Raw genomic sequence first — 19,576 nt, forward strand, 5'->3', positions numbered from 1 at the left:
CGTGCGTTGGACGGCGAAGGCCCGCCCGGCCCCGCACCTGCGCGGAACTGGGCGGGCCGTGCTCAGCGACTACTGCTGGACGCGGCGACGGTTCGCGACAGCGAAGCCGATGCCAGCGGCAGCGGTCACCGCTGCAGCCGAGCCGAGCACCACGGCTCCGGTGGTGTTCGCACCGGCGTCACCGGTCTCGACGCCACCGATGGGGGCCACGGACTGCGAGGCGCCGAACGCGCCGCAGGTGGCCGGAATCGTGGCCTCGAGCGGCAGGGACTCGTCGAGCGAGGAGACGGCATCGCCGTCATACGTTCCGGACCCGTCGATGTCGATGCCGTGCTGCACCAGGTGGAGGTTGCTCAGACCATCGGCGATCTCCTGAGAGACCTCGAAGGTTCGGCTGTACTCGAGGTTGCCCTCGCTGTCAGCGACCGGGAAGCGGTCCACCGCGAGGGCGGAGTCGCCCGAGGTGTCACCCTCGGTGGTCAGGGAGACCATGACGCCGCCGTACATGACGGCTGCCTCCATGGTGTTGAGCAGGCCGTCGCCGTCCTCGTCGAGCTCCTCGACGTCGGCCGGCGTGGGGCAGGTGAAGTTCTGGTCGGCTGCTCCGTGCAGATGCTGGGCGTGGGGTGCCTCAGGCGTGAAGCCGGTGCCGGAGATCTCGACCCGAACAGTGGTGCCGTCGACGGTGACCATCGCCGTCGACTCGGCGCCCGAGTCGTTCAGCTCGTCGAGCGTCGCGTTGTAGCCGTCGGCCGCAGCAGCGCCGGTGGCGCCGAGCCCGATGATGGTGGCGGCACCAGCGGCCGCGAGGGTGGATCGCAGAATCCTCATGATTTTTCCTTCCGTCGAGGACGAGCGATCTGCTCGTCCTTCCCGGAAAGCCCGCAGCCACGCCCATGTCGACGCCCGCAAGGACTCTCCACATGCCGGTTCGACCGGATGCGGGAGGCGGATTGGTCACGCCTGGAATCCCAGGTACTCGCGCCAGCGGTAGACGCGATGCAGACGCGTCCGGTGGGTGCGCACCGCTACCCGTTCGGCGACGAGTCCCGCGAGAACGGCGACCGCCGCGGCCACGCCCACGTGCCACGCTGCGAGCGCATCGGCCGTCATCAGCAGCATCGAGCTGACGCCGGCGACCGCCAGGATCGCGGCGAGCACCAGACCGGCTCCCGGCCGCCCGGCACGCTCGATGACCCACAGCTGGCGCACGAAGTCGTCGACGCGTCCCGAGTCCTCGAGCTCGCGCTCGAGCGTCACGCAGCGAGCGGGCAGACGCACCAGGCTGGGCTCGGCGAGCACCGCGGCGCCGCGCACCACGTGCGAGCGGGCGTGATAGCCGTAGGGGTGCACGGGACACGTCGGGGCGTCGTTCTCCTGCGCCCCGCTCATGCGTCGATCCTGCTCGCGTCGAGCTTCTCCGCCCCGGCGACGATGAAGTCGCGTCGCGGCGCCACCTCGTTGCCCATCAGCAGCTCGAACACGCGCTCGGCAGCCTCCGCGTGCTCGGCAGTGATCCGGCGCAGCGTGCGGTGCTCGGGGTCCATGGTGGTCTCCGCGAGCTGGTCGGCGTCCATCTCGCCCAGTCCCTTGTACCGCTGGATGTCCTCGTTGTACTTGCGGCCCGAGCGCTTGAGGTCGCGCAGCACCTCGTTCAGCTCCTGCTCGGAGTAGGTGTAGACGTACTCCTTCTCGCGGCGAGGCGATCCCTTCACCTCGACGCGGTGCAGCGGCGGAACCGCGGCGTAGACGCGCCCTGCGTCGACGAGCGGGCGCATGTAGCGGAAGAACAGCGTCAGCAGCAGCGTGCGGATGTGAGCCCCGTCGACGTCAGCATCCGTCATCAGGATGATCTTGCCGTAGCGGGCCTGATCCAGGTCGAACGTGCGCCCGGATCCCGCTCCGAGAACCTGGATGATCGACGCGCACTCCGCGTTGTGCAGCATGTCCGTGACGGAGGCCTTCTGGACGTTGAGGATCTTGCCGCGAATGGGCAGCAGGGCCTGGAAGTCCGAGCGCCGCGCGAGCTTGGCCGTGCCCAGCGCGCTGTCGCCCTCGACGATGAAGAGCTCGGAGGTCTCGACATCGTTGCTGCGGCAGTCTGCGAGCTTGGCCGGCAGCGAGGACGTCTCGAGGGCGTTCTTGCGCCGCGAGATCTCCTTCTGCTTGCGCGCTGCGACCCGTGCGCGCATCTCCGCGACGATCTTCTCGAGCACGGTGTTGGCCTGCGCCTTCGTGTCGCGCTTCGTGGAGGTCAGGATGGCGGTCAGCTCCTTCTCGACCACCTTCGCCACGATGCCGCGCACGGGGCCCGTGCCCAGCACCTCCTTGGTCTGCCCCTCGAACTGAGGCTCGGGGATGCGCACCGTGACGATCGCCGTGAGGCCCGCCATGATGTCGTCCTTCTCGATGCGCTCGGCTCCGTCCTTGCCGGTCAGCTTGAGCCGGCGGGCGTTGGTCTCGATCACCTTGCGCATCACCTTTGTGAGACCCGCCTCGAATCCCGCGTGGTGCGTGCCGCCCTTGGGGGTGGCGATGATGTTCACGAACGACCGGACCTCCGTCTCGTAGCCGTTGCCCCAGCGCAGCGCCACGTCGACCTGGCAGTCTCGCTCGACCTCCTCCGAGACCAGAGTGCCGTCGTTCTTGAGCACCGGAACTGTCTCGGAGAAGGAGCCCGCTCCCTTGAGCTCCCACGTGTCCGTCACCGCGGTGTCGCGACCGATGAAGTCGACGAAGTCCTTGGGCCCGCCGTCGTAGCGGAAGGACTCCTCGCTGGGCTCGAGAGGGTTGCGCTCGTCGCGCACGGTGAGGGTGAGCCCTGGCACCAGGAACGCCGTCTGGCGAGCGCGTGCGATGAGGTCCTCGAACGTGAAGCGCGCCGACTTGTTGAAGATCTGGCGATCCGCCCAGTACCGGATCCGGGTGCCGGTCCTGCCGCGGGCGACCTTGCCGACCTTCGCGAGCTCGGATCCGGTGACGAACGGCGAGAACGTGGCGTCGATGCTGGGTCCGGAGGCGGGATCCGCCCAGTTGCCCGGCTCGCCGCGGCGGAAGGCCATGTGGTGCGTCGCTCCCCCACGGTCGACCCACACGTCCAGGCGCTCGCTCAACGCGTTCACCACCGACGCTCCCACACCGTGCAGTCCCCCCGAGGCCGCGTAGGAGCCGCCACCGAACTTGCCGCCCGCGTGGAGCTTGGTCATGACCACCTCGACGCCGCTGAGCCCGGTCTTGGGCTCGATGTCGACGGGGATGCCACGACCGTGGTCGCGCACCTCGACGGAGTCGTCCGGGTGCAGGATGATCTCGATCGTGTCGCCGTGCCCGCCGAGGGCCTCGTCCACAGAGTTGTCGATCACCTCCCACAGGCAGTGCATGAGACCGCGGGAATCGGTGGTGCCGATGTACATGCCGGGTCGCTTGCGGACCGCCTCGAGTCCTTCGAGGACGGACAGGTGTCGTGCGGAGTAGTCGGATGCAGCCACGGGCCAAGGATAGGCGTCACCGGGGTCCCCTGAGCGCGGGCACGCCGCCCGCCGGAACACGGCACCGCGTGGCGATGTTGACGAGGGCATGACGCCCACCGACACCGCCGCCGTCCGAACCTCCGACCGCGTCCGCCAGGTCGTGGTCCTGGTGGGAGCCGCGCTGGCGATCGTGGGAGCCGCATGGGGGTCAGGCGCATTCGGCGGCACGCCCATCGAGGAGGCGGCTGGTGGTGCGCTCGCCGCGGACGCGACGCTGCTCGCGCCCGCCTCGCCCGCGTTCGCTATCTGGTCCGTCATCTACGTGGGGCTCGCGGTGTTCGCCGTCGTGCAGGCGCTCCCGTCCCGCGCCCCGGATCCTCGCATGCGTGCGGTGGGATGGCTGGTCCTGGCCTCGATGGTGCTGAACGCGGCGTGGATCGGCGTGGTGCAGGCGGGCGCGCTGGCGCTGTCGGTGCTGGTAATCGCCGTGCTGGTCGCGACGCTCTCGCTCATCGCAGTGCGTCTGGTCGCGTCGCGTCCCTCGACGTGGCTCGACCTGTGGAGCACGGACGTTCCCGTGGGGCTCTACCTGGGTTGGGCATCGGTCGCGACGGCAGCCGATGCCACAGCGTGGGGAGTCGACGTCCTCGACGCCGATGCGGGGGACGGCGTCGGCTGGGCAGTCGCAGTGCTCGCGGTGATCGCCGTCATCGCTGTGGCCTTCGCGCGCTACAGCCGCCGTCGCACGGCACTGTCGATCGCGACGGGCCTCGCGATGGCCTGGGGGCTGGCGTGGATCGCCGTGGGCCGCGCCGAGGGAGAGCCACACAGCCTGCCAGTCATGTGGGCGGCCGGCCTCGCGGCGTCCGTGGCCTTCGCCGCTCCCTTCGCTGCGCGCGACTTCTCTCGCGAACGGCCGGGCGCCAACGGCGCCTGATTCCTCGGAGCGTGCTACAGGCCCTCGGCGTCGGCGCCCGGCACATCGGGGCGACCACGCACGGTCACCATCGCGATGTTGTCGTCCTTCACGTAGAAGCCCAGGTTCTCGTACAGGTGGCGGCCCATGGGCGTCGCATGGAGCTCGACCACCTCGATGCCTCGCGTGTCCGTCTCTCGCAGGAGCGCGTCCATGACCTCACGGGCATAGCCCTTGCGCTGGTGCTGGGGGGCGGTCGACACCCACTGCACGTAGCCCATGAAGTGGGCCTGAGCTCCGGGCTTGGGCAGTCGCGGCGCGATGTTGACCAGCCCGCAGCACGCCAGCCCGCCCTCGGGCGCGTCGATCACCATGCCGATGAGGTCGCGGCCCAGGCGGTCACGCACCGTCTGGGTGGCGTCGACCGCCCACGTGGGCGTGGGCTTGGCACCGACAGCCTTGTACATGAGAGCGCCCAGGTGGACGATCTCGGCCGCGTCCGCGGACGTGGCGAGTCGCACTGCAGTCATGTCAGCGCCACACCACCGCGACGATGATGTTCACGATGGTCAGCAGGCCGATCAGAAGCCAGAAGGTCTGCGGCGCCTTCTTGTTCCGCCCCACCTCCGCGAGGCCGGCGATGGCGAGTGCGACCGCGAACTTCACCGCGATCTTCACGTGGTCGAGCTCGTAGTCGCCCGCCATCGCGACTCCCACCAGACCGAGCCCGGTGATCAGCTGGGCTCGAGCACCCCAGACCATGGTCATCGAGATGCGCTTCGCGTCCGAGCGCAGCTGGTCGAGGAACGGGCCGAGGATGGCGGCGAGACCCACGAAGTGCAGGATGAGCAAGGTGTACCGCAGAGCGTTCACGGAATCTTCTCCTTGGATGCGAAGGTGCACCCGATGCTATCGCGCACCCCCTCCTGGACCGGCCCACGCGCCGTGGTGGCCTCCGTCGGGCCACCGCCAGAGATATTTGTCACGGGTTCCTAGGTCGCGGGTGTCCTGCCCGGTACTTTGACCATGCGTTGGCCTTGGGGCCGATCACCCGTGATCGGCTTCGAGGCGATGAACGATGGCGAGCAACAGTTCCACAATCACTTCATTCAAAGGATCACCATGAGTCACTTGTCCATGTCGGGCGCCACGGGCAGGGCGCGGCGCCTGATTCTCGTCCTGGCCATCGCTCTGGGAGTCGCCGTGACGATTCCCGCGCCGGCGAACGCGGCCTCGACCTCGTTCCCGGACGTGCCGCCGTCGCACACGTTCTACGAGCACATCACCTGGCTCGCCAGCCAAGGCATCACCTCTGGCTACGGCAACGGCACCTTTGGCCCGAGCGACGAGGTCACGCGCGGACAGATGGCGGCCTTCCTCTACAAGGTCGCCGGATCGCCTGCGTTCACGCCGCCCACCGGCTCCCCGTTCAAGGATGTGCCGAAGTCGCACACGTTCTACAAGCACATCACCTGGCTGGCCGAGACGGGCATCACGTCCGGTGTGGGCGATGGCTCGCGTTTCGCCCCGGATGACGAGGTCTCCCGTGGGCAGATGGCGGTGTTCCTCTACAAGGTCTACGGCGCTCCGGCCTTCAAGGTGCCCGGAACGTCGCCCTTCAAGGATGTGCCGAAGTCGCACACGTTCTACAAGCATGTGACGTGGCTCGCGTCGAGCGGCGTCACGTCGGGTGTGGGTGACGGCTCCCGCTTCGACCCGTCGGGCGAGGTCACCCGCGGACAGATGGCGGCCTTCCTGCTCAAGATGTACTTCGAGCTTCCGCCCTATGTGGGCGCGACGGTGCTGCCTCCCGCCGCGGACGGCTACTGCCCACTGGTCCTGACGTTCTACAACCCGGACAAGGCGTGGGACGGCGTGGGCTTCGCTTGGGAGGTGACCTACGACGACGGCGGTGACGACACCCTTCTCTTCATCTTCAAGTCCGACCAGCGGCCGTGGCCCTTCTTCACCGAGGTCTTGGTCGAGGAAGGCGCTCCGTTGTGGCCCGGCGACGCCATCGTGTCGTCCCGTGCAGAGATCGGCTTCGAAGGCGAGCGGTACCAGGTCGACGTCGTGCTGGGCGATCGAATGTCCTGCCCGGCCTGATCCACAGCACCACCCCCCAGCACCGACATCGCCAGAGAGAGGAAACGCACCATGTCAGTTCCATCCACCCAGCGGCGCCGCAGCCTTCGGCTGATCGCCACCGCGGCACTCGCCGCAGTGGTCGCCGCCGTCGGCGCGACCGCACCGGCCGCCGCCGCATCCACCTTCCCGGACGTCCCGGACAGCCACCCGTTCCAGGAGCACATCAGCTGGCTCGCCGACACGGGGGTGACCTACGGCTACTCGAACGGCGACTTCGGTCCCGCGGACACTGTCCGACGCGGCCAGATGGCGGCCTTCCTGTACAAGGTGGCTGGCTCTCCGGAGTGGACGCCGCCGGCGTCGTCGCCGTTCTCCGACGTCTCCACCACGAACGTGTTCTACAAGCACATCACCTGGCTTGCGGCCGAGGGCATCACGTCGGGAGTTGGCGACGGCTCGCGATTCGCCCCCAACGGCACGGTCACGCGCGGGCAGATGGCGGTGTTCCTCTACAAGATGGCGGGCTCACCGGCCCATTCGGCGCCGAGCACTGCGCGCTTCTCGGACGTCCCCACGTCCGCCACCATCTATCCGCACGTCGATTGGCTCGCTGACACGGGCATCACCTCCGGCGTGGGCGACGGCTCGCGATTCGCACCCGGATCGCCCGTCAAGCGCGGACAGATGGCGGTCTTCCTCTACAAGTACTACTTCGGTTTCGAGCCATGGGGCGAGGCGACGTACCTGTCGTGCGAATACGAGGTCGTGCTCTACAACGCACCGCCGGAGGCCACCTCTGCGATCGCGTATGTGTACTACACCAACGGCTCGGTGTCGGACATCCAGCCCTTGTGGCTCGAGCGCGACGGAGACGTCCTCGTGAACTCAGGCTTCGCGGGGGTCGACGCCTTCACGGGCGTCGAGTTCACGTACTCGACGCCAACGGCGCCGGAGGTCGCGGTGCTCTACGGGCACGTCGAGACCAGCGCCAATCCCTGCGCGGGTTAGCCCGCGCCGTAGGCCGCACATGCAAGGAGGGCCGCCACCGTCGCGGTGGCGGCCCTCCTTGCATCTGGAGACAGGGCGTCAGTCGAGATAGTCGCGCAGCACCTGCGAGCGCGACGGGTGCCGCAGCTTCGACATGGTCTTGGACTCGATCTGACGGATGCGCTCGCGTGTCACTCCGAAGACGCGACCGATCTCGTCGAGCGTCTTGGGCTGGCCGTCCGTGAGTCCGAACCGCATGCCCACCACGCCCGCCTCGCGCTCGCTCAGGGTGTCCATGACCTTGGTCAGCTCCTCCTGCAGCAGCGTGAAGCCCACGGCATCCGCAGGGACCACTGCCTCGGAGTCCTCGATCAGGTCGCCGAACTCGCTGTCGCCGTCCTCTCCCAGAGGAGTGTGGAGCGAGATGGGCTCGCGACCGTACTTCTGGACCTCGACCACCTTCTCGGGCGTCATGTCCAGCTCGGCTGCCAGCTCCTCGGGCGTGGGCTCACGTCCCAGATCCTGGAGCATCTGGCGCTGCACGCGGGCGAGCTTGTTGATGACCTCAACCATGTGCACCGGGATGCGGATGGTGCGCGCCTGGTCGGCCATCGCGCGGGTGATGGCCTGCCGGATCCACCACGTCGCGTACGTCGAGAACTTGTAGCCCTTCGTGTAGTCGAACTTCTCGACCGCACGGATGAGACCCAGGTTTCCCTCCTGGATGAGGTCCAGGAACAGCATGCCGCGGCCGGTGTAGCGCTTGGCCAGCGACACCACCAGACGCAGGTTCGCCTCGAGGAGGTGATTCTTGGCGTGGCGCCCGTCATTGGCGATCCACTCGAGCTCGCGGCGCATCTCGGGCTTGATCTTCTCGCCCGAGGCGAGCTTCTCCTCCGCGAACAGACCCGCCTCGATGCGCTTGGCGAGATCGACCTCCTGCTCAGCGTTGAGCAGCGCGACCTTTCCGATCTGCTTGAGGTAGTCCTTGACCGGGTCCGCGGTGGCGCCAGCGGTCATCACCTGCTGGACCGGGGCGTCGTCGTCGCCCGTCCGCAGGACGAAGCCTGACTTCTCGTCGTCCGCGTCGTCCGCGTCATCAGCGGACTCCGCGCTCGCCTCCTTGGGCTCCTCGGCATCCGAGTCGGCATCCTTGGCGACGGCCTTGGGAGCCGCCTTCTTCGCAGCGGCGCGAGCAGGGCGCTTGGGAGCTGCGGCCGTGGTCTCCTCGACCTCCTCGGCAGCAGCGGCGGCGGGAGCCTTCTTCTTCACGGGGCTCTTGCGGGAACTGGACGCGGCTGCGGTAGTCGTGGCCTTCTCCTTCGGCTCTGCCGTCGGGGCGACGGACGCGGGGCGGTCTACTCGGGACGAGGTGCGCGAGCGCGCCTCACCCGAGCGGGTCGTGGATTGCTGCGCGGCCCGCCGCGCGCCGGTGGGACGCTCAGCGGAACTGGGTGGCACGGGATACCTCTCGGCTGCTGTCGGGAGCGTGAGAGGCTCCTTGGGCCTCGCGCAAATCCATTCAAGTATAACGTCGAACGCTCGTGCCGTGTTCCAGTGTTCCGAGGCTCTTCACCCGCGGCCTCCCGCTCAGCGGCGCATCCATGCTGGCTCGAGCCCTGCGGCGCATACGTCCGCGATGAGCCCCGCGAGCGAGTACCCATGGTCGCACGTCAGAGCCTCCTGAGCCGCCACCGATGCCTGGTCGAGTGCGCCGTCATACCAGTGGAGAACCGCGGCGAGCGCGTGGATGGGTGCACGGTCGCGCTTGCGCGCCAGGGCGTTCACGCGCCGGCACCACATCAGCGCTCGGCGCACGTCGCCGGGACGCGGGGCCGGGCGATCCACATCGCGGAGCGCGCCGTCCAGAGCCTGCGAGACCTCCGCCGTGCTGCGTCCCTCGAGCACGTCACCGATCGCCCGGGCGCTGCCGCCGAGCCACTGGATGATGAGCGCGTCTCGCACGCGCACGTCGCGCAGGCACACTGCCGCGCGTCCCAGATCCAGGACCTCGCCGTCCGGCGCCATGGAGCGGTCGAGGCACCGGAGCGCCTCGCGTCGCCAGGATGCCGGCTCCCGTTCGCGACGACTCCACCAGCGGTCGCCGGCACGGGCCGCACGGCGGCGATCGTGCTCTGGTGCGTCCGCTGCACGCGTCTGAGCTCGCCGTGCGACCACGCGCGACGGCAGCGCCTCGCCGTCCTCGATCGCTGGCGCTGCGGGCACCTGAGTGCCGTGGGGCGGACAGCACTGAGGGTCCGCGCATCCGGGCGCCCGAAAGGTGCGACCGTCCGTGGTCCACGCGGTCACGCGGTCGACCACGGGCCGAACTGCCGCAGCGACGGCGTCCACCGCGTCGCAGCCGAGGCTCACGTCGTACTGAGTGAAGGACACCACGATCGCGCTCGATGCCGTCACGCGACGCAGCTGCGCGGCGACGGCGGCGCCCGCCTCGTGGGCCACGTCAGGGGCCACGAGGTCGGCACGGTCCACCCGCAGCGTCACCTCGATCGCTCCGCGCGCGGACAGCGCGACCACCACCACGGACTCTCGCGGCTGGAAGCCCAGCATCGCGGGAATCAAGGCGATGAGCTCGCCCGGGCCGTGCACTGTTCGCGATGTCGTCATGCGGCGATCCTGCTCACGTGCCTGTCCGCTGGCGAGCTGATCCGGAGCGCCCTGTGGAACACTCAGCGCGTGCATCGCGCTGTGGATGGCAACGCCTAGGGTGGGTCCGTGACCACTCAGGAGACCTGGCGCGAGGCGATCGACGAGCGCATCCGTCGCACACTCGAGGAGTCGTCCGCCGTCGCCGCCACCGCCGGACCGGCGCTCGCGGAGATCACTGCGCCGATGCTGGATGCCGCACGCGGCGGCAAGCGCCTTCGAGCGCTGCTTCTGCTGGCCTCGCACGCGGCGCATGGCGGCGACCCGCAGGCAGACGCGGCACTCGACGTCGCTACCGCGCTCGAGCTCTTCCAGACTGCCGCGCTGCTCCACGACGATGTCCTGGATGACTCCGACACCCGGCGTGGGCGACCGTCTGCGCATCGGCGCATCGCGGACCTGCACCGCCGCACCGGGTGGCTCGGTGACGCGCATGCGTACGGAGCAGCCGGCGGCATCCTCGCGGGCGACCTCACCCTCATGGCGTGCCAGCGCGCGCTCACGCGAGGGGTGCTGCTGCTGGATCCGCAGCGATCGGTGCTGGCGGCCACGATGTTCGCGGACATGACGGATCTCGTCACCGCGGGCCAGTACGCAGACATGCGCGCGGCCGCGCAGCCGCTCGAGGCCATCCCTGCACAGCGCGAGGACATCCTCGCCGTGATGCGCTCCAAGACCGCGTCGTACACGTGCGAGTACCCGCTCGCGCTGGGCGCCGCGCTGGCAGGAGCCGACGCCGCTGCCGTGTCGCGCATGCGCGACATCGGCGTCGACCTGGGCATCGCCTTCCAGCTCCGAGACGACCTGCTGGGCCTCACCGGTTCCCCCGAGGTCACCGGCAAGCCGGCGGGGGACGACGTTCGCGAAGGCAAGCGGACGTTCGTGCTGTGGCGCGCGTGGGCCGAGACTGACGACGAGGGTCGTGCGCGCATCGGCGCGGTGCTCGGCGATCGGGACGCGACGGATGCTGAGGTCGCCGCCGCGATCGCCGTGGTGACCGCGACGGACGCCGAGCAGTGGTGCGAGCGCGAGATCGCCGAGCGCGCCTCACGCTCACGGGACGCACTGGCGCGAAGTGCGCTCGACGTCGAGCTGGCAGAGGATCTGAACGCGCTCATCGACCGCGCGGTGGCGCGCAGCTCGTGAGTGGCTAGAGCAGCATCTGCGCGGCGCGCCTCACCGGCGCGCGGCGCCCCTCACGAAGGGCCTCGAGAGGGGTGGTGCCCAATGGCTCGGACTCGGCGAGCAACCACTCGAGGATCTCGTCGTCGGGGAACCCGGCATCGGCGAGCACCGTGATGGTTCCCGCGAGAGTGGGCAGCACGCGCGGCGCACCCTCGTGCTCGTGAATGAATCCAGCGGGGAGCTGCCAGGTGTCGCGCGGACCGCGCCGCAGAGCGATCAGCTGGCGCTGGCGCAACAGCTCACGCACCGCGCTCGCCTCCACGCCCAGTGCGCTCGCGAAGTCCGGCACCGTCAGCCACTCAGTCGTCTCGTCCACGCGCCCAGCCTACAAAGACCCGAGCGACTGCGTTCGCATGTCGATGCCTTCGCGCCCCTTGCGCCCTCAGATGACCAGAGTTACAGTCACATGAGTCACATTTGTCACATGAGACACATCAGTCTCAGCGAGGAGCACGCCGTGGGACGTCCATCCGCCACCAGCCGAGCCCTGCGCACCAGTGCGCTCGCGGCATCGGCCGCACTCACCATCACCACGCTGGGAGCGCTGCCGGCATCCGCCGACGAGCAGCATCGTGTGCAGCCCGGCGAGACGGTGTCCGCGCTGGCACTGCGCTACGACTCGTCGATCGGCGAGATCGTCCGTGCGAACGGGCTCGACAGCCGTGCACTGATCGTCATCGGGCAGACGCTCACGATTCCCAGCGGCGCGTCCGCCGTCGGCTCCGCGCCAGCGGGCGCTTCGGCCTCCGGCACGCACACCGTGGCCACAGGCGACACGGTCTGGGACCTCGCGCGTCGCTACGGCACCACTGTCGCGGCGATCGTGTCCGCCAACGACCTCGGAAGCTCGGCTGTGATCCGTGTGGGACAGCGGCTGCAGGTGCCCGGTGCCGCTCCATCGACCGTCGACTCGGTGGCACCGGGTGCCGCATCGAGCACGGGTACGCACACGGTGGCCGCAGGCGACACGGTCTGGGATCTCGCCCGACGCTACGGTGTGTCCGTCTCCGCGATCGCGAACGCCAATGGCCTCGACTCCCGTGCGGTGATCCGCGTCGGCCAGAAGCTCGAGATTCCCGGCGCCTCCGCCGCGGGCTCCGCGACCGCGACCTCGGGCGGCGCCGCCTCCGCGCTCGCCACAGGCGACAACCTCGACCAGTTCGCCGGCGCCACCCAGAGCTACACGGTCGTCGCCGGCGACACCGTGAGCGCCATCGCAGCGAGATTCGGCGTCTCCGCCTCCACCGTCGTCTCCGCGAACGGACTCAAGAACGCCTCGCTGATCCGCGCTGGACAGACCCTGACCATTCCCGGAGGGGTCCCGAGCGGGCTGGTGGGCGACAGCTTCCTGGGCCGCACCTACGCCGCTCCGGTGGTGGGGGCAGCCAACCAGAACAAGGCGACCCTCAACGGCATGGATGTTCCGAGCCGCGACCAGATGCAGGCGATGATCATCGAGACCGCGCGCCACTACGGAGTCGACCCCGCGCTGGCTCAGGCGATCGCCTACCAGGAGTCTGGCTTCAACATGCGAGCCGTCTCCCCCGCCAACGCCATCGGCGCGATGCAGGTGATCCCGAGCACCGGCGAGTGGGTGTCCGAGCTGGTGGGCCGCGAGCTGGACCTGCTCGATCCGCAGGACAACGTCACCGCAGGCGTGGCGCTCCTGGCTCACCTGCAGCGCGACGGCCGTGCACTGGAGACCGCGATCGCCGGCTACTACCAGGGCGAGGCGGGGGTGCGGAAGTACGGCATGCACGCCGACACGCGCCAGTACGTGGCGAGCGTGCTCGCGCTCATGTCCCGGTTCGGCTGACCTGCGCGGCTCACCGCATGAGAGCCGTCGATTCCTGTCCCCTCCGCGCATAGAATGCACCTTGTGTCCGACACGATGACCGACCCGCTGATCGGCCGTCTCATCGACGGCCGCTACGAGGTGCGCGAGCGCGTCGCAGCGGGCGGCATGGCGACCGTCTACGTGGCGCACGACCAGCGCCTTGAGCGCGACGTCGCGCTCAAGGTCATGCACCCGCACCTCGCCGCCGACGCGAGCGAGGCCGACTTCGTCACCCGCTTCCAGAAGGAGGCGAAGGCGGCCGCTCGCCTGACGCACCCTGGCATGGTGCGGGTCTACGACCAGGGCGTGGACGGTCCCCTGTCCTACCTCACGATGGAGTACGTGGAGGGCGAGAACCTCCGCCAGCGCATGGCGCACGAGGGCACGCTGACGGTAGGCGAGGCGCTCACCGTGACCGAGAGCGTGCTGGACGCGCTCGCCGCCGCCCATCGCAAGGGCCTGGTGCATCGCGACGTCAAGCCCGAGAACGTCCTGCTCGACGAGACCGACCAGCCCAAGCTCGCGGACTTCGGCCTTGCCCGTGCGGTGACCGAGGTCACCAGCACCACCACGGGGATGCTGCTGGGCACCGTCGCGTATCTCGCTCCCGAGCTCGTCTCCGACGGCGAGGCCGACGCGCGCACCGACGTGTACTCGTGCGGCATCCTTCTCTTCGAGATGGTCACCGGACGCCAGCCCTTCACCGCTCAGACCGCCCTGGGCGTGGCGTCTCGACACGTGCACGAGGACGTCCCGCCCCCCTCGGCGACCGTGCCGTGGCTGCCCGCGGAGTTCGACGCGCTCGTGGCGACCATGGCGGCTCGCGAGGCCGCGTCCAGGCCGGACGATGCGGCGGCGGCGCTGGCACTCGTGCGTCAGACCCGCGCGATGATCGACGACCCCACCCTGGACCGCCGTGCGGACCCGCCCAGCGGTGCCACTGCCCTGGTGCACGACGACGGTGCCACGACCGTGCTCGACGACGCGCCCTCGGGCTCGACGGTGGCGCTTCCCATCGGGCTGGGTGGCACGGCCGTCGCGGTCGACGTCCTCGATGCCGAGCTGATGGATGACGACCCGGAGGCGATCGAGCCGGAGCAGCCGTCTCACCGGGCCGGCTGGTGGCTGGGCGCGGCGCTCGCGACGCTGCTCGTGCTCGGCTCGCTGGGCTTCTGGTGGTACAACTCCGTGGGACCGGGTGCGTTCACCACGGTCCCATCCGTCGCGGGAGTGGCCGAGGACGGTGCTCGTGCGACCCTCGAGGGTCTCGACTTCGTGGTCGAAATCGAGCGGCAGTACGACGACACCGTCGCCGCGGGGACCGCGATCGGGACGGATCCCGGCGAGCAGACGCGCGCCCCTGACGGCAGTGAGATCACCCTGATCGTCTCGCGCGGCGCGCGACAGGAGACGATCCCCGACGTGATCGGGATGACCGAGGCAGAGGCGATCGAGGCTCTCGGCGCCGTGGGCGAGACCGGCTTCCCGGTGGGCGATTCCACCCTCACCTACTCCGACACGGTCCCCGCGGGCGAGGTCATGGGCGTCACGCCAGGCGTGGGCGAGACCGTGCGTCACGACCTGGAGGTCACGCTCGAGGTCTCTGACGGCCCTGAGCCCATCGAGATCCCGGACCTGACCGGGATGACCGAACAGGAGGCGATCGCCGCGCTCGCGCAGTTCGCGATCGAGCCCACCGTCGAGTACGGGCGCACGGAGGACGTCGCGACGGGAGAGGTGTTCGCGCAGGACCCTGCCGGCGGGTCCGAAGGTCTGCGCACGCAGGACGTCACCATCACCGTGTCGGAGGGCCTGCCACTGGTCACGGTCGAGGATGTGCGCGGGATGTTCTTCGACGAGGCCAAGGCCACGCTCGAAGGGCTGGGCCTGACCGTCACGGGCGACGACAACCCCTGGAACTTCTCCACGGTCGTGTTCAACATGGATCCGGCTCCCAACTCGGAGGTCGAGCAGGGCAGCCAGGTCTACCTCGAGTACTGACCCCCACGACGAACGGAGGGCCGATGCGCGGTTCGCCCGCGCATCGGCCCTCTCGTCGTCCGTGGACTGCTACTGCTGGCTGAGCAGCTCCGAGAGCAGGAACGCGAGCTCGAGAGACTGCTGGTGGTTGAGGCGCGGGTCGACCTTGGTCTCGTAGCGCCGGGCAAGGCCCTCGTCGTCGATCTGCTCGGTGCCACCCATCACCTCGGTGACATCGTCACCCGTGAGCTCGACCAGCAGGCCGCCGGGGATGGTGCCCGCCGCGCGATGCACCTCGAAGAAGCCCGTGACCTCGTCCAGGATGGTGTCGAAGCGACGCGTCTTGTATCCCGACTCCGACGTGAACGTGTTGCCGTGCATCGGGTCCGACAGCCACGTCACCACCACTCCGGCGTCTCGCACCGCCTCGACCAAGGGCGGGAGGTTGTCCCGCACCTTGTCGGCACCCATGCGCACCACGAACGTGAGACGGCCCGGCTCGTTGTCCGGGTTGAGCTTGTGCGCCAGCGCGATCGCGTCCGCACCGGTCGCCGTCGGACCGAGCTTCACCCCGATGGGGTTGTGGATCTTCGACATGAACTCCACGTGCGCGCCGTCGATCTCGCGAGTGCGCTCCCCGATCCACACGAAGTGCGCCGAGCAGTCGTACGCCCGGCCGGTGCGCGAGTCGATGCGCGTCAGCGCCCGCTCGTAGTCCAGGAGCAGCGCCTCGTGGCTCGCGAAGAGATCCACGGTCTTCAGGGCGTCGAAGTCTCCCCCGGCGGCGCCCATGAAGCGCACCGCGCGGTCGATCTCCGCCGCGGTCTGCTCGTACTTGGCGTACGCAGGGTTGGCGGCGAAGCCCTTGTTCCATGCGTGCACCCGCCGCAGGTCGGCGAAGCCGCCATGGGTGAAGGCCCGGATCAGATTGAGCGTCGACGCGGAGACGTGGTACGCGTCGAGCATGCGCTCCGGGTTGGGGATCCGGGACTCCTCGGTGAAGGCCGATGAGTTGACGATGTCGCCACGGTAGGCCGGCAGCGTCACCCCGTCCCTCGTCTCGGTGTCCGAGGAACGCGGCTTCGCGTACTGCCCCGCCATGCGACCGATCTTGATGACGGGCGTCGACGCGCCGTACGTGAGGATCACGGACATCTGCAGGATGGTCTTGATCTTGTTGCGGATGCGATCTGCGGTCGCCTCCGCGAAGATCTCGGCACAGTCGCCGCCCTGCAGCACGAACGCCTCGCCTCGACCAGCGGCCGCGAGGTGCTCGCGGAGCACGTCGGCCTCGCCGGCGAACACCAGCGGGGGCACGTTGTTGAGGCGCTCGACCACGGTCGCCAGCGCCTGCGGATCGGGCCATGCCGGCTGCTGCTTCGCCACGCGCTCGCGGTACGAATCGACGCCGGCCGCCTCGAGGGCTGCCTCACTCATGCGATCACGCCTGACCGATCTCGCTCAGCGTGCGGGTGTACCAGGGCGTGCTGGTGTCGAACGCCTTGTGGCCCGCGATGCGCGGGAACGCGATGGACTTGAGGCGGTCGCCGTCCTCCTCGTCGTGGCCGATCACGCCGGCCTCGCCGCGGAACGCGCACTCGACCGCGTAGTCCGTCATCGACTTGATGAGCCGCAGGTCCTGCGCGTTCGCGCGTGCCGAGCGGGAGAAGTAGCCCGACTTCTGGACCATCACCTTCTCCGCGCCGATGCGCTCGGCGAACTGCTTGGCGAACCACTGGCCAGGGTTGATCTCGTCGAGGCGCACGTGGCCGAACGGGTCGCGCGCGACCTCGCCGCCGGACTCCTCGATCTCCTTGACGATCTCCGGCACGCCCGCGCCCTCCGACAGGAAGATGTTGACGTTGCCCACCTCGTCCATCACGGTGCGCAGGCGGGTCGCCTCGGCATCGAGGTCGATCGACTGCTCGGGGACGTAGAGGCCGTGGAGCTCCCAGCGCTCTCGCGAGAGCCCGATCTCCGGCACGAACTCGAGGGTGTCCAGCCACTGGCGGTACTTGAGGGCGGATGCGGCGGTCAACCAGCCGCACGCCCGCCCCATCACCTCGTGCACGATGAGCATGCGCGGACCGGAGCGGTGCTCGCCGATGACGTTCTGGGCGAACACGCTCGCCTGCTCCGCAGCGCTCCACGCTCCCAGCGACTGCTTGATGGGCACCACGTCGTTGTCGATGGTCTTGGGCAGCCCGACGACGGTGAGGTCGTAGCCGTTGTCCTTGAGGTACGCGGCGAGGTCCGCGGCCGTCGTGTTGGTGTCGTCGCCGCCGATGGTGTGCAGCACGTCCACGCCGTCAGCCTTGAGCTGGTTCGCGGCGACCTCGAGCGGGTTCTCGCCCTCCTGCACCAGTCCACGCTTGACGCAGTCCTCGGCGTTGGTGAGCTTCACGCGCGAGTTGCCGATGGGCGACCCGCCGAAGTCGTGGAGGATGCCGGCCTTCTCGCGCACCTCGTCCGTCACCGTCACGTACTTGCCCTGCAGCAGTCCCCAGTAGCCGTGCTGGTAGGCGATGATCTCGACCTCCGGCGCGATCTCGGTGTAGCGACCGATGAGACCGCCGACGGCGGAGGACAGGCACGGAGCGAAACCGCCTGCGGTGAGCAGAGCGACACGACGGACCGACATGGTGAACCTTTCGTGGTGGGGGGAGACGACCCGCCCATTCTAGGGGGACGGGACGAGGTCAGGACTGAGGGCTGCGAGGGAGCTTTCCGTCGCGCTCGAGCTCGCGCTTGTACTGCGCGGCATCACGGTCCACGTACTCCTGACCTGACAGCTCACGAATGGCCACCATGACGCTGTCGGTGACCTCGCGCAGCGCGTCGCGGTCGTCCTGACGTCCCGCGTACGCGTCGAGACGGACCGCCGGCCCGATGCGGACCCCGATGTCCGTGCGGCTGGGCACCTTCTGGCCGAGCGGCTGAGCGACGTCCGTGCCGATCATGGCGACAGGGATGATGGGCACGCCAGCCTCGATGGCCATGCGTGCCAGGCCGGTCTTGCCGCGGTACAACCGTCCGTCAGGGCTGCGCGTCCCTTCGGGATAGATGCCCAGCAGCTCGCCTGACTGCAGCACCTGGAGACCGGTCCGCAGCGCCGCCTCGGACGCCCGCCCGCCGCCGCGATGGACGGGGATGGTGCCCACGCCCTCCATGAACGCTCGGGTCGCATAGCCCTTGACTCCCTTTCCGGTGAAGTACTCGGACTTTCCCAGGAACACGACCTTGCGCTTGAGGACGAGCGGGAGGAAGAACGAGTCCGACACGGCGAGGTGGTTGGAGGCGAGGATCGCGCCGCCCGACTCGGGGACGTGCTCGACGCCCTCAGCCCACGGCCGGTAGTAGCCCTTGAGCGGCGGCCCGATCAGCACGTGCTTGAAGAGCTTGTAGTAGGCGCTCATCCGTGGTCGCTTCTCCGATTCCCGTCGTCACTCGCCCGCGTGCGGGACCTCTCGCGCCAGCGCGGCTGCGCCGACGATGCCCGCATCGTTGCCCATGGCGGCTGCGACGATCGGTGCCACAGGACGGTGTCCGAGCGCCGGCAGCGCCTCGCGGTAGGCCTCGCGCGCAGGCTCGAGCATCAGATCGCCGGCCGCGATCACGCCGCCGCCGACGACGAACATCTCGGGATCGAGGACGGCAGCGAGCGAAGCGCTCCCCGTGCCGATCCACGCGCCGAGCTCACCCAGGAGCTCGATGCCGAGCTCATCGCCGTCCGCCGCCGCACGCGTCACGTCCGGACCGGAGATGGCGGCGACATCGCCGCCCGCCAAGCGCAGCAGCCCCGCCGCACGCACGGGCCGTTCTCGCGCTGCGCGGCGAGCCTCGCGCACCAGCGCCGAGCCGGACGCGTACTGCTCCCAGCACCCGCGGTGGCCGCAGCCACAGGGGTGGCCGCCGGGCTGGACACGCACGTGTCCCAGCTCCGCAGCGAATCCATAGGCGCCTCGCACCAGCTGGCCGTCGGAGATGATGGCGGCTCCCAGGCCCGTGCCGATGGTCAGCATGATCATCGCCTGGACATCGCGACCCGCGCCGAAGCGGTACTCGCCCCATCCCGCGGCGTTGGCGTCGTTCTCCACGACCACGTTGACGTCGTCGCGGTCGATGAGCGCCTCCACTTTGTCCGCGAGCGGGTACTCGCGCCACGCGATGTTGGGGGCGAACAGGACTCGACGGCGGTCGGCCGACACGAACCCCGCGGCGGCCACGCCCACGTGGTGGAACTCGTGGCGCTCCCCCAGCTCGCGCACCGCATCGGCGATCGCGTCGTCGATCGAGGCCGCATCCTCGGGGCGCGTCTCCCGCCGCGTCTTCTCCACGATGACACCCTCGGAATCGACGACGCCCACGGCGATCTTGGTACCGCCGATGTCTACGCCGATCGCGTGCATGAGGTGCGCTCTCCCTGGGTCTGTGGTGGTTCACCCA

18 protein-coding genes are annotated in these 19,576 nt (G+C 69.3%); 6 read left to right on the top strand and 12 right to left on the bottom strand.

Annotated features, from left to right (window positions below; genetic code table 11):
• Positions 1–69 precede the first annotated feature (69 nt).
• The 3 genes from Dac01nite_RS07255 to Dac01nite_RS07265 form a co-directional block, all read right to left on the bottom strand.
• Positions 70–831 (bottom strand): hypothetical protein, encoded by a 762-nt coding sequence (locus tag Dac01nite_RS07255; protein WP_203655099.1) that lies wholly within the window; start codon positions 829–831, stop codon positions 70–72.
• Positions 832–957: 126 nt separating this feature from the next.
• On the bottom strand, positions 958–1,392 hold the full coding sequence (locus Dac01nite_RS07260) for a hypothetical protein (RefSeq protein WP_203655101.1): 435 nt from the start codon (positions 1,390–1,392) through the stop codon (positions 958–960).
• A complete protein-coding gene (locus tag Dac01nite_RS07265) occupies positions 1,389–3,488 on the bottom strand; it encodes a DNA gyrase/topoisomerase IV subunit B (protein ID WP_239066565.1) in 2,100 nt (699 codons plus the stop codon). Before Dac01nite_RS07265 ends, Dac01nite_RS07260 begins: the two co-directional genes overlap by 4 nt.
• 88 nt (positions 3,489–3,576) lie before the next feature.
• Between Dac01nite_RS07265 and Dac01nite_RS07270 the strand changes: the two genes are divergently transcribed.
• Positions 3,577–4,407, top strand: a complete 831-nt coding sequence (locus Dac01nite_RS07270; protein ID WP_203655105.1) for a TspO-related membrane protein — start codon at positions 3,577–3,579, stop codon at positions 4,405–4,407.
• A gap of 14 nt (positions 4,408–4,421) precedes the next feature.
• Here Dac01nite_RS07270 and Dac01nite_RS07275 read toward each other — a convergent pair whose 3' ends face one another.
• Together Dac01nite_RS07275 and Dac01nite_RS07280 are read right to left on the bottom strand one after the other, a co-directional pair.
• On the bottom strand, positions 4,422–4,916 hold the full coding sequence (locus Dac01nite_RS07275; RefSeq protein ID WP_203655107.1) for a GNAT family N-acetyltransferase: 495 nt from the start codon (positions 4,914–4,916) through the stop codon (positions 4,422–4,424).
• A gap of 1 nt (position 4,917) precedes the next feature.
• Complete coding sequence (locus tag Dac01nite_RS07280; protein WP_203655109.1) at positions 4,918–5,259, bottom strand: hypothetical protein; 342 nt, start codon at positions 5,257–5,259, stop codon at positions 4,918–4,920.
• Between the two features lie 249 nt (positions 5,260–5,508).
• Here Dac01nite_RS07280 and Dac01nite_RS07285 point away from each other — a divergent pair, with 249 nt between their 5' ends.
• Together Dac01nite_RS07285 and Dac01nite_RS07290 are read left to right on the top strand one after the other, a co-directional pair.
• Positions 5,509–6,492 carry an S-layer homology domain-containing protein gene (locus Dac01nite_RS07285; protein WP_203655110.1) on the top strand — a complete coding sequence of 328 codons (984 nt, stop codon included), beginning with the start codon at positions 5,509–5,511 and terminating at the stop codon, positions 6,490–6,492.
• A gap of 51 nt (positions 6,493–6,543) precedes the next feature.
• Entirely contained in the window at positions 6,544–7,482 is a 939-nt protein-coding gene (locus Dac01nite_RS07290; protein ID WP_203655112.1) for an S-layer homology domain-containing protein, read from the top strand.
• Between the two features lie 78 nt (positions 7,483–7,560).
• On the opposite strand, the gene Dac01nite_RS07295 is transcribed toward Dac01nite_RS07290, so the two are convergent.
• Both Dac01nite_RS07295 and Dac01nite_RS07300 read right to left on the bottom strand, forming a co-directional pair.
• On the bottom strand, positions 7,561–8,979 hold the full coding sequence (locus Dac01nite_RS07295; RefSeq protein WP_373307240.1) for an RNA polymerase sigma factor: 1,419 nt from the start codon (positions 8,977–8,979) through the stop codon (positions 7,561–7,563).
• A gap of 72 nt (positions 8,980–9,051) precedes the next feature.
• Positions 9,052–10,089 carry a DUF4192 family protein gene (locus tag Dac01nite_RS07300; protein ID WP_203655116.1) on the bottom strand — a complete coding sequence of 346 codons (1,038 nt, stop codon included), beginning with the start codon at positions 10,087–10,089 and terminating at the stop codon, positions 9,052–9,054.
• A gap of 108 nt (positions 10,090–10,197) precedes the next feature.
• On the opposite strand from Dac01nite_RS07300, the gene Dac01nite_RS07305 reads away from it, so the two are divergent.
• On the top strand, positions 10,198–11,274 hold the full coding sequence (locus Dac01nite_RS07305) for a polyprenyl synthetase family protein (RefSeq protein ID WP_203655118.1): 1,077 nt from the start codon (positions 10,198–10,200) through the stop codon (positions 11,272–11,274).
• 4 nt (positions 11,275–11,278) lie between these two features.
• On the opposite strand, the gene Dac01nite_RS07310 is transcribed toward Dac01nite_RS07305, so the two are convergent.
• Positions 11,279–11,629 (bottom strand): Rv2175c family DNA-binding protein, encoded by a 351-nt coding sequence (locus Dac01nite_RS07310; RefSeq protein ID WP_203655120.1) that lies wholly within the window; start codon positions 11,627–11,629, stop codon positions 11,279–11,281.
• Between the two features lie 108 nt (positions 11,630–11,737).
• On the opposite strand from Dac01nite_RS07310, the gene Dac01nite_RS12195 reads away from it, so the two are divergent.
• Both Dac01nite_RS12195 and pknB read left to right on the top strand, forming a co-directional pair.
• Positions 11,738–13,129, top strand: coding sequence for a LysM peptidoglycan-binding domain-containing protein (locus Dac01nite_RS12195; protein ID WP_203655122.1), 1,392 nt, complete (start codon positions 11,738–11,740; stop codon positions 13,127–13,129).
• A 63-nt stretch (positions 13,130–13,192) separates the two neighbouring features.
• Positions 13,193–15,151: a Stk1 family PASTA domain-containing Ser/Thr kinase gene (gene pknB, locus Dac01nite_RS07320; RefSeq protein ID WP_203655124.1), complete on the top strand. Its 1,959-nt coding sequence runs from the start codon at positions 13,193–13,195 to the stop codon at positions 15,149–15,151.
• A 69-nt stretch (positions 15,152–15,220) separates the two neighbouring features.
• On the opposite strand, the gene Dac01nite_RS07325 is transcribed toward pknB, so the two are convergent.
• The 4 genes from Dac01nite_RS07325 to Dac01nite_RS07340 are packed head-to-tail and all read right to left on the bottom strand — an operon-like array spanning position 15,221 to position 19,539.
• Positions 15,221–16,567: a class II 3-deoxy-7-phosphoheptulonate synthase gene (locus Dac01nite_RS07325; protein WP_203655126.1), complete on the bottom strand. Its 1,347-nt coding sequence runs from the start codon at positions 16,565–16,567 to the stop codon at positions 15,221–15,223.
• Positions 16,568–16,571: 4 nt separating this feature from the next.
• Positions 16,572–17,771, bottom strand: a complete 1,200-nt coding sequence (locus Dac01nite_RS07330) for a pyrophosphate--fructose-6-phosphate 1-phosphotransferase (RefSeq protein ID WP_203655135.1) — start codon at positions 17,769–17,771, stop codon at positions 16,572–16,574.
• 58 nt (positions 17,772–17,829) lie between these two features.
• Positions 17,830–18,546, bottom strand: coding sequence for a lysophospholipid acyltransferase family protein (locus Dac01nite_RS07335; RefSeq protein ID WP_203655137.1), 717 nt, complete (start codon positions 18,544–18,546; stop codon positions 17,830–17,832).
• A gap of 27 nt (positions 18,547–18,573) precedes the next feature.
• Positions 18,574–19,539 (bottom strand): ROK family glucokinase, encoded by a 966-nt coding sequence (locus Dac01nite_RS07340; protein ID WP_203655146.1) that lies wholly within the window; start codon positions 19,537–19,539, stop codon positions 18,574–18,576.
• Positions 19,540–19,576 lie beyond the last annotated feature (37 nt).

The sequence above is a fragment of the Demequina activiva genome (assembly GCF_016862815.1).
GTDB lineage: Bacteria > Actinomycetota > Actinomycetes > Actinomycetales > Demequinaceae > Demequina > Demequina activiva.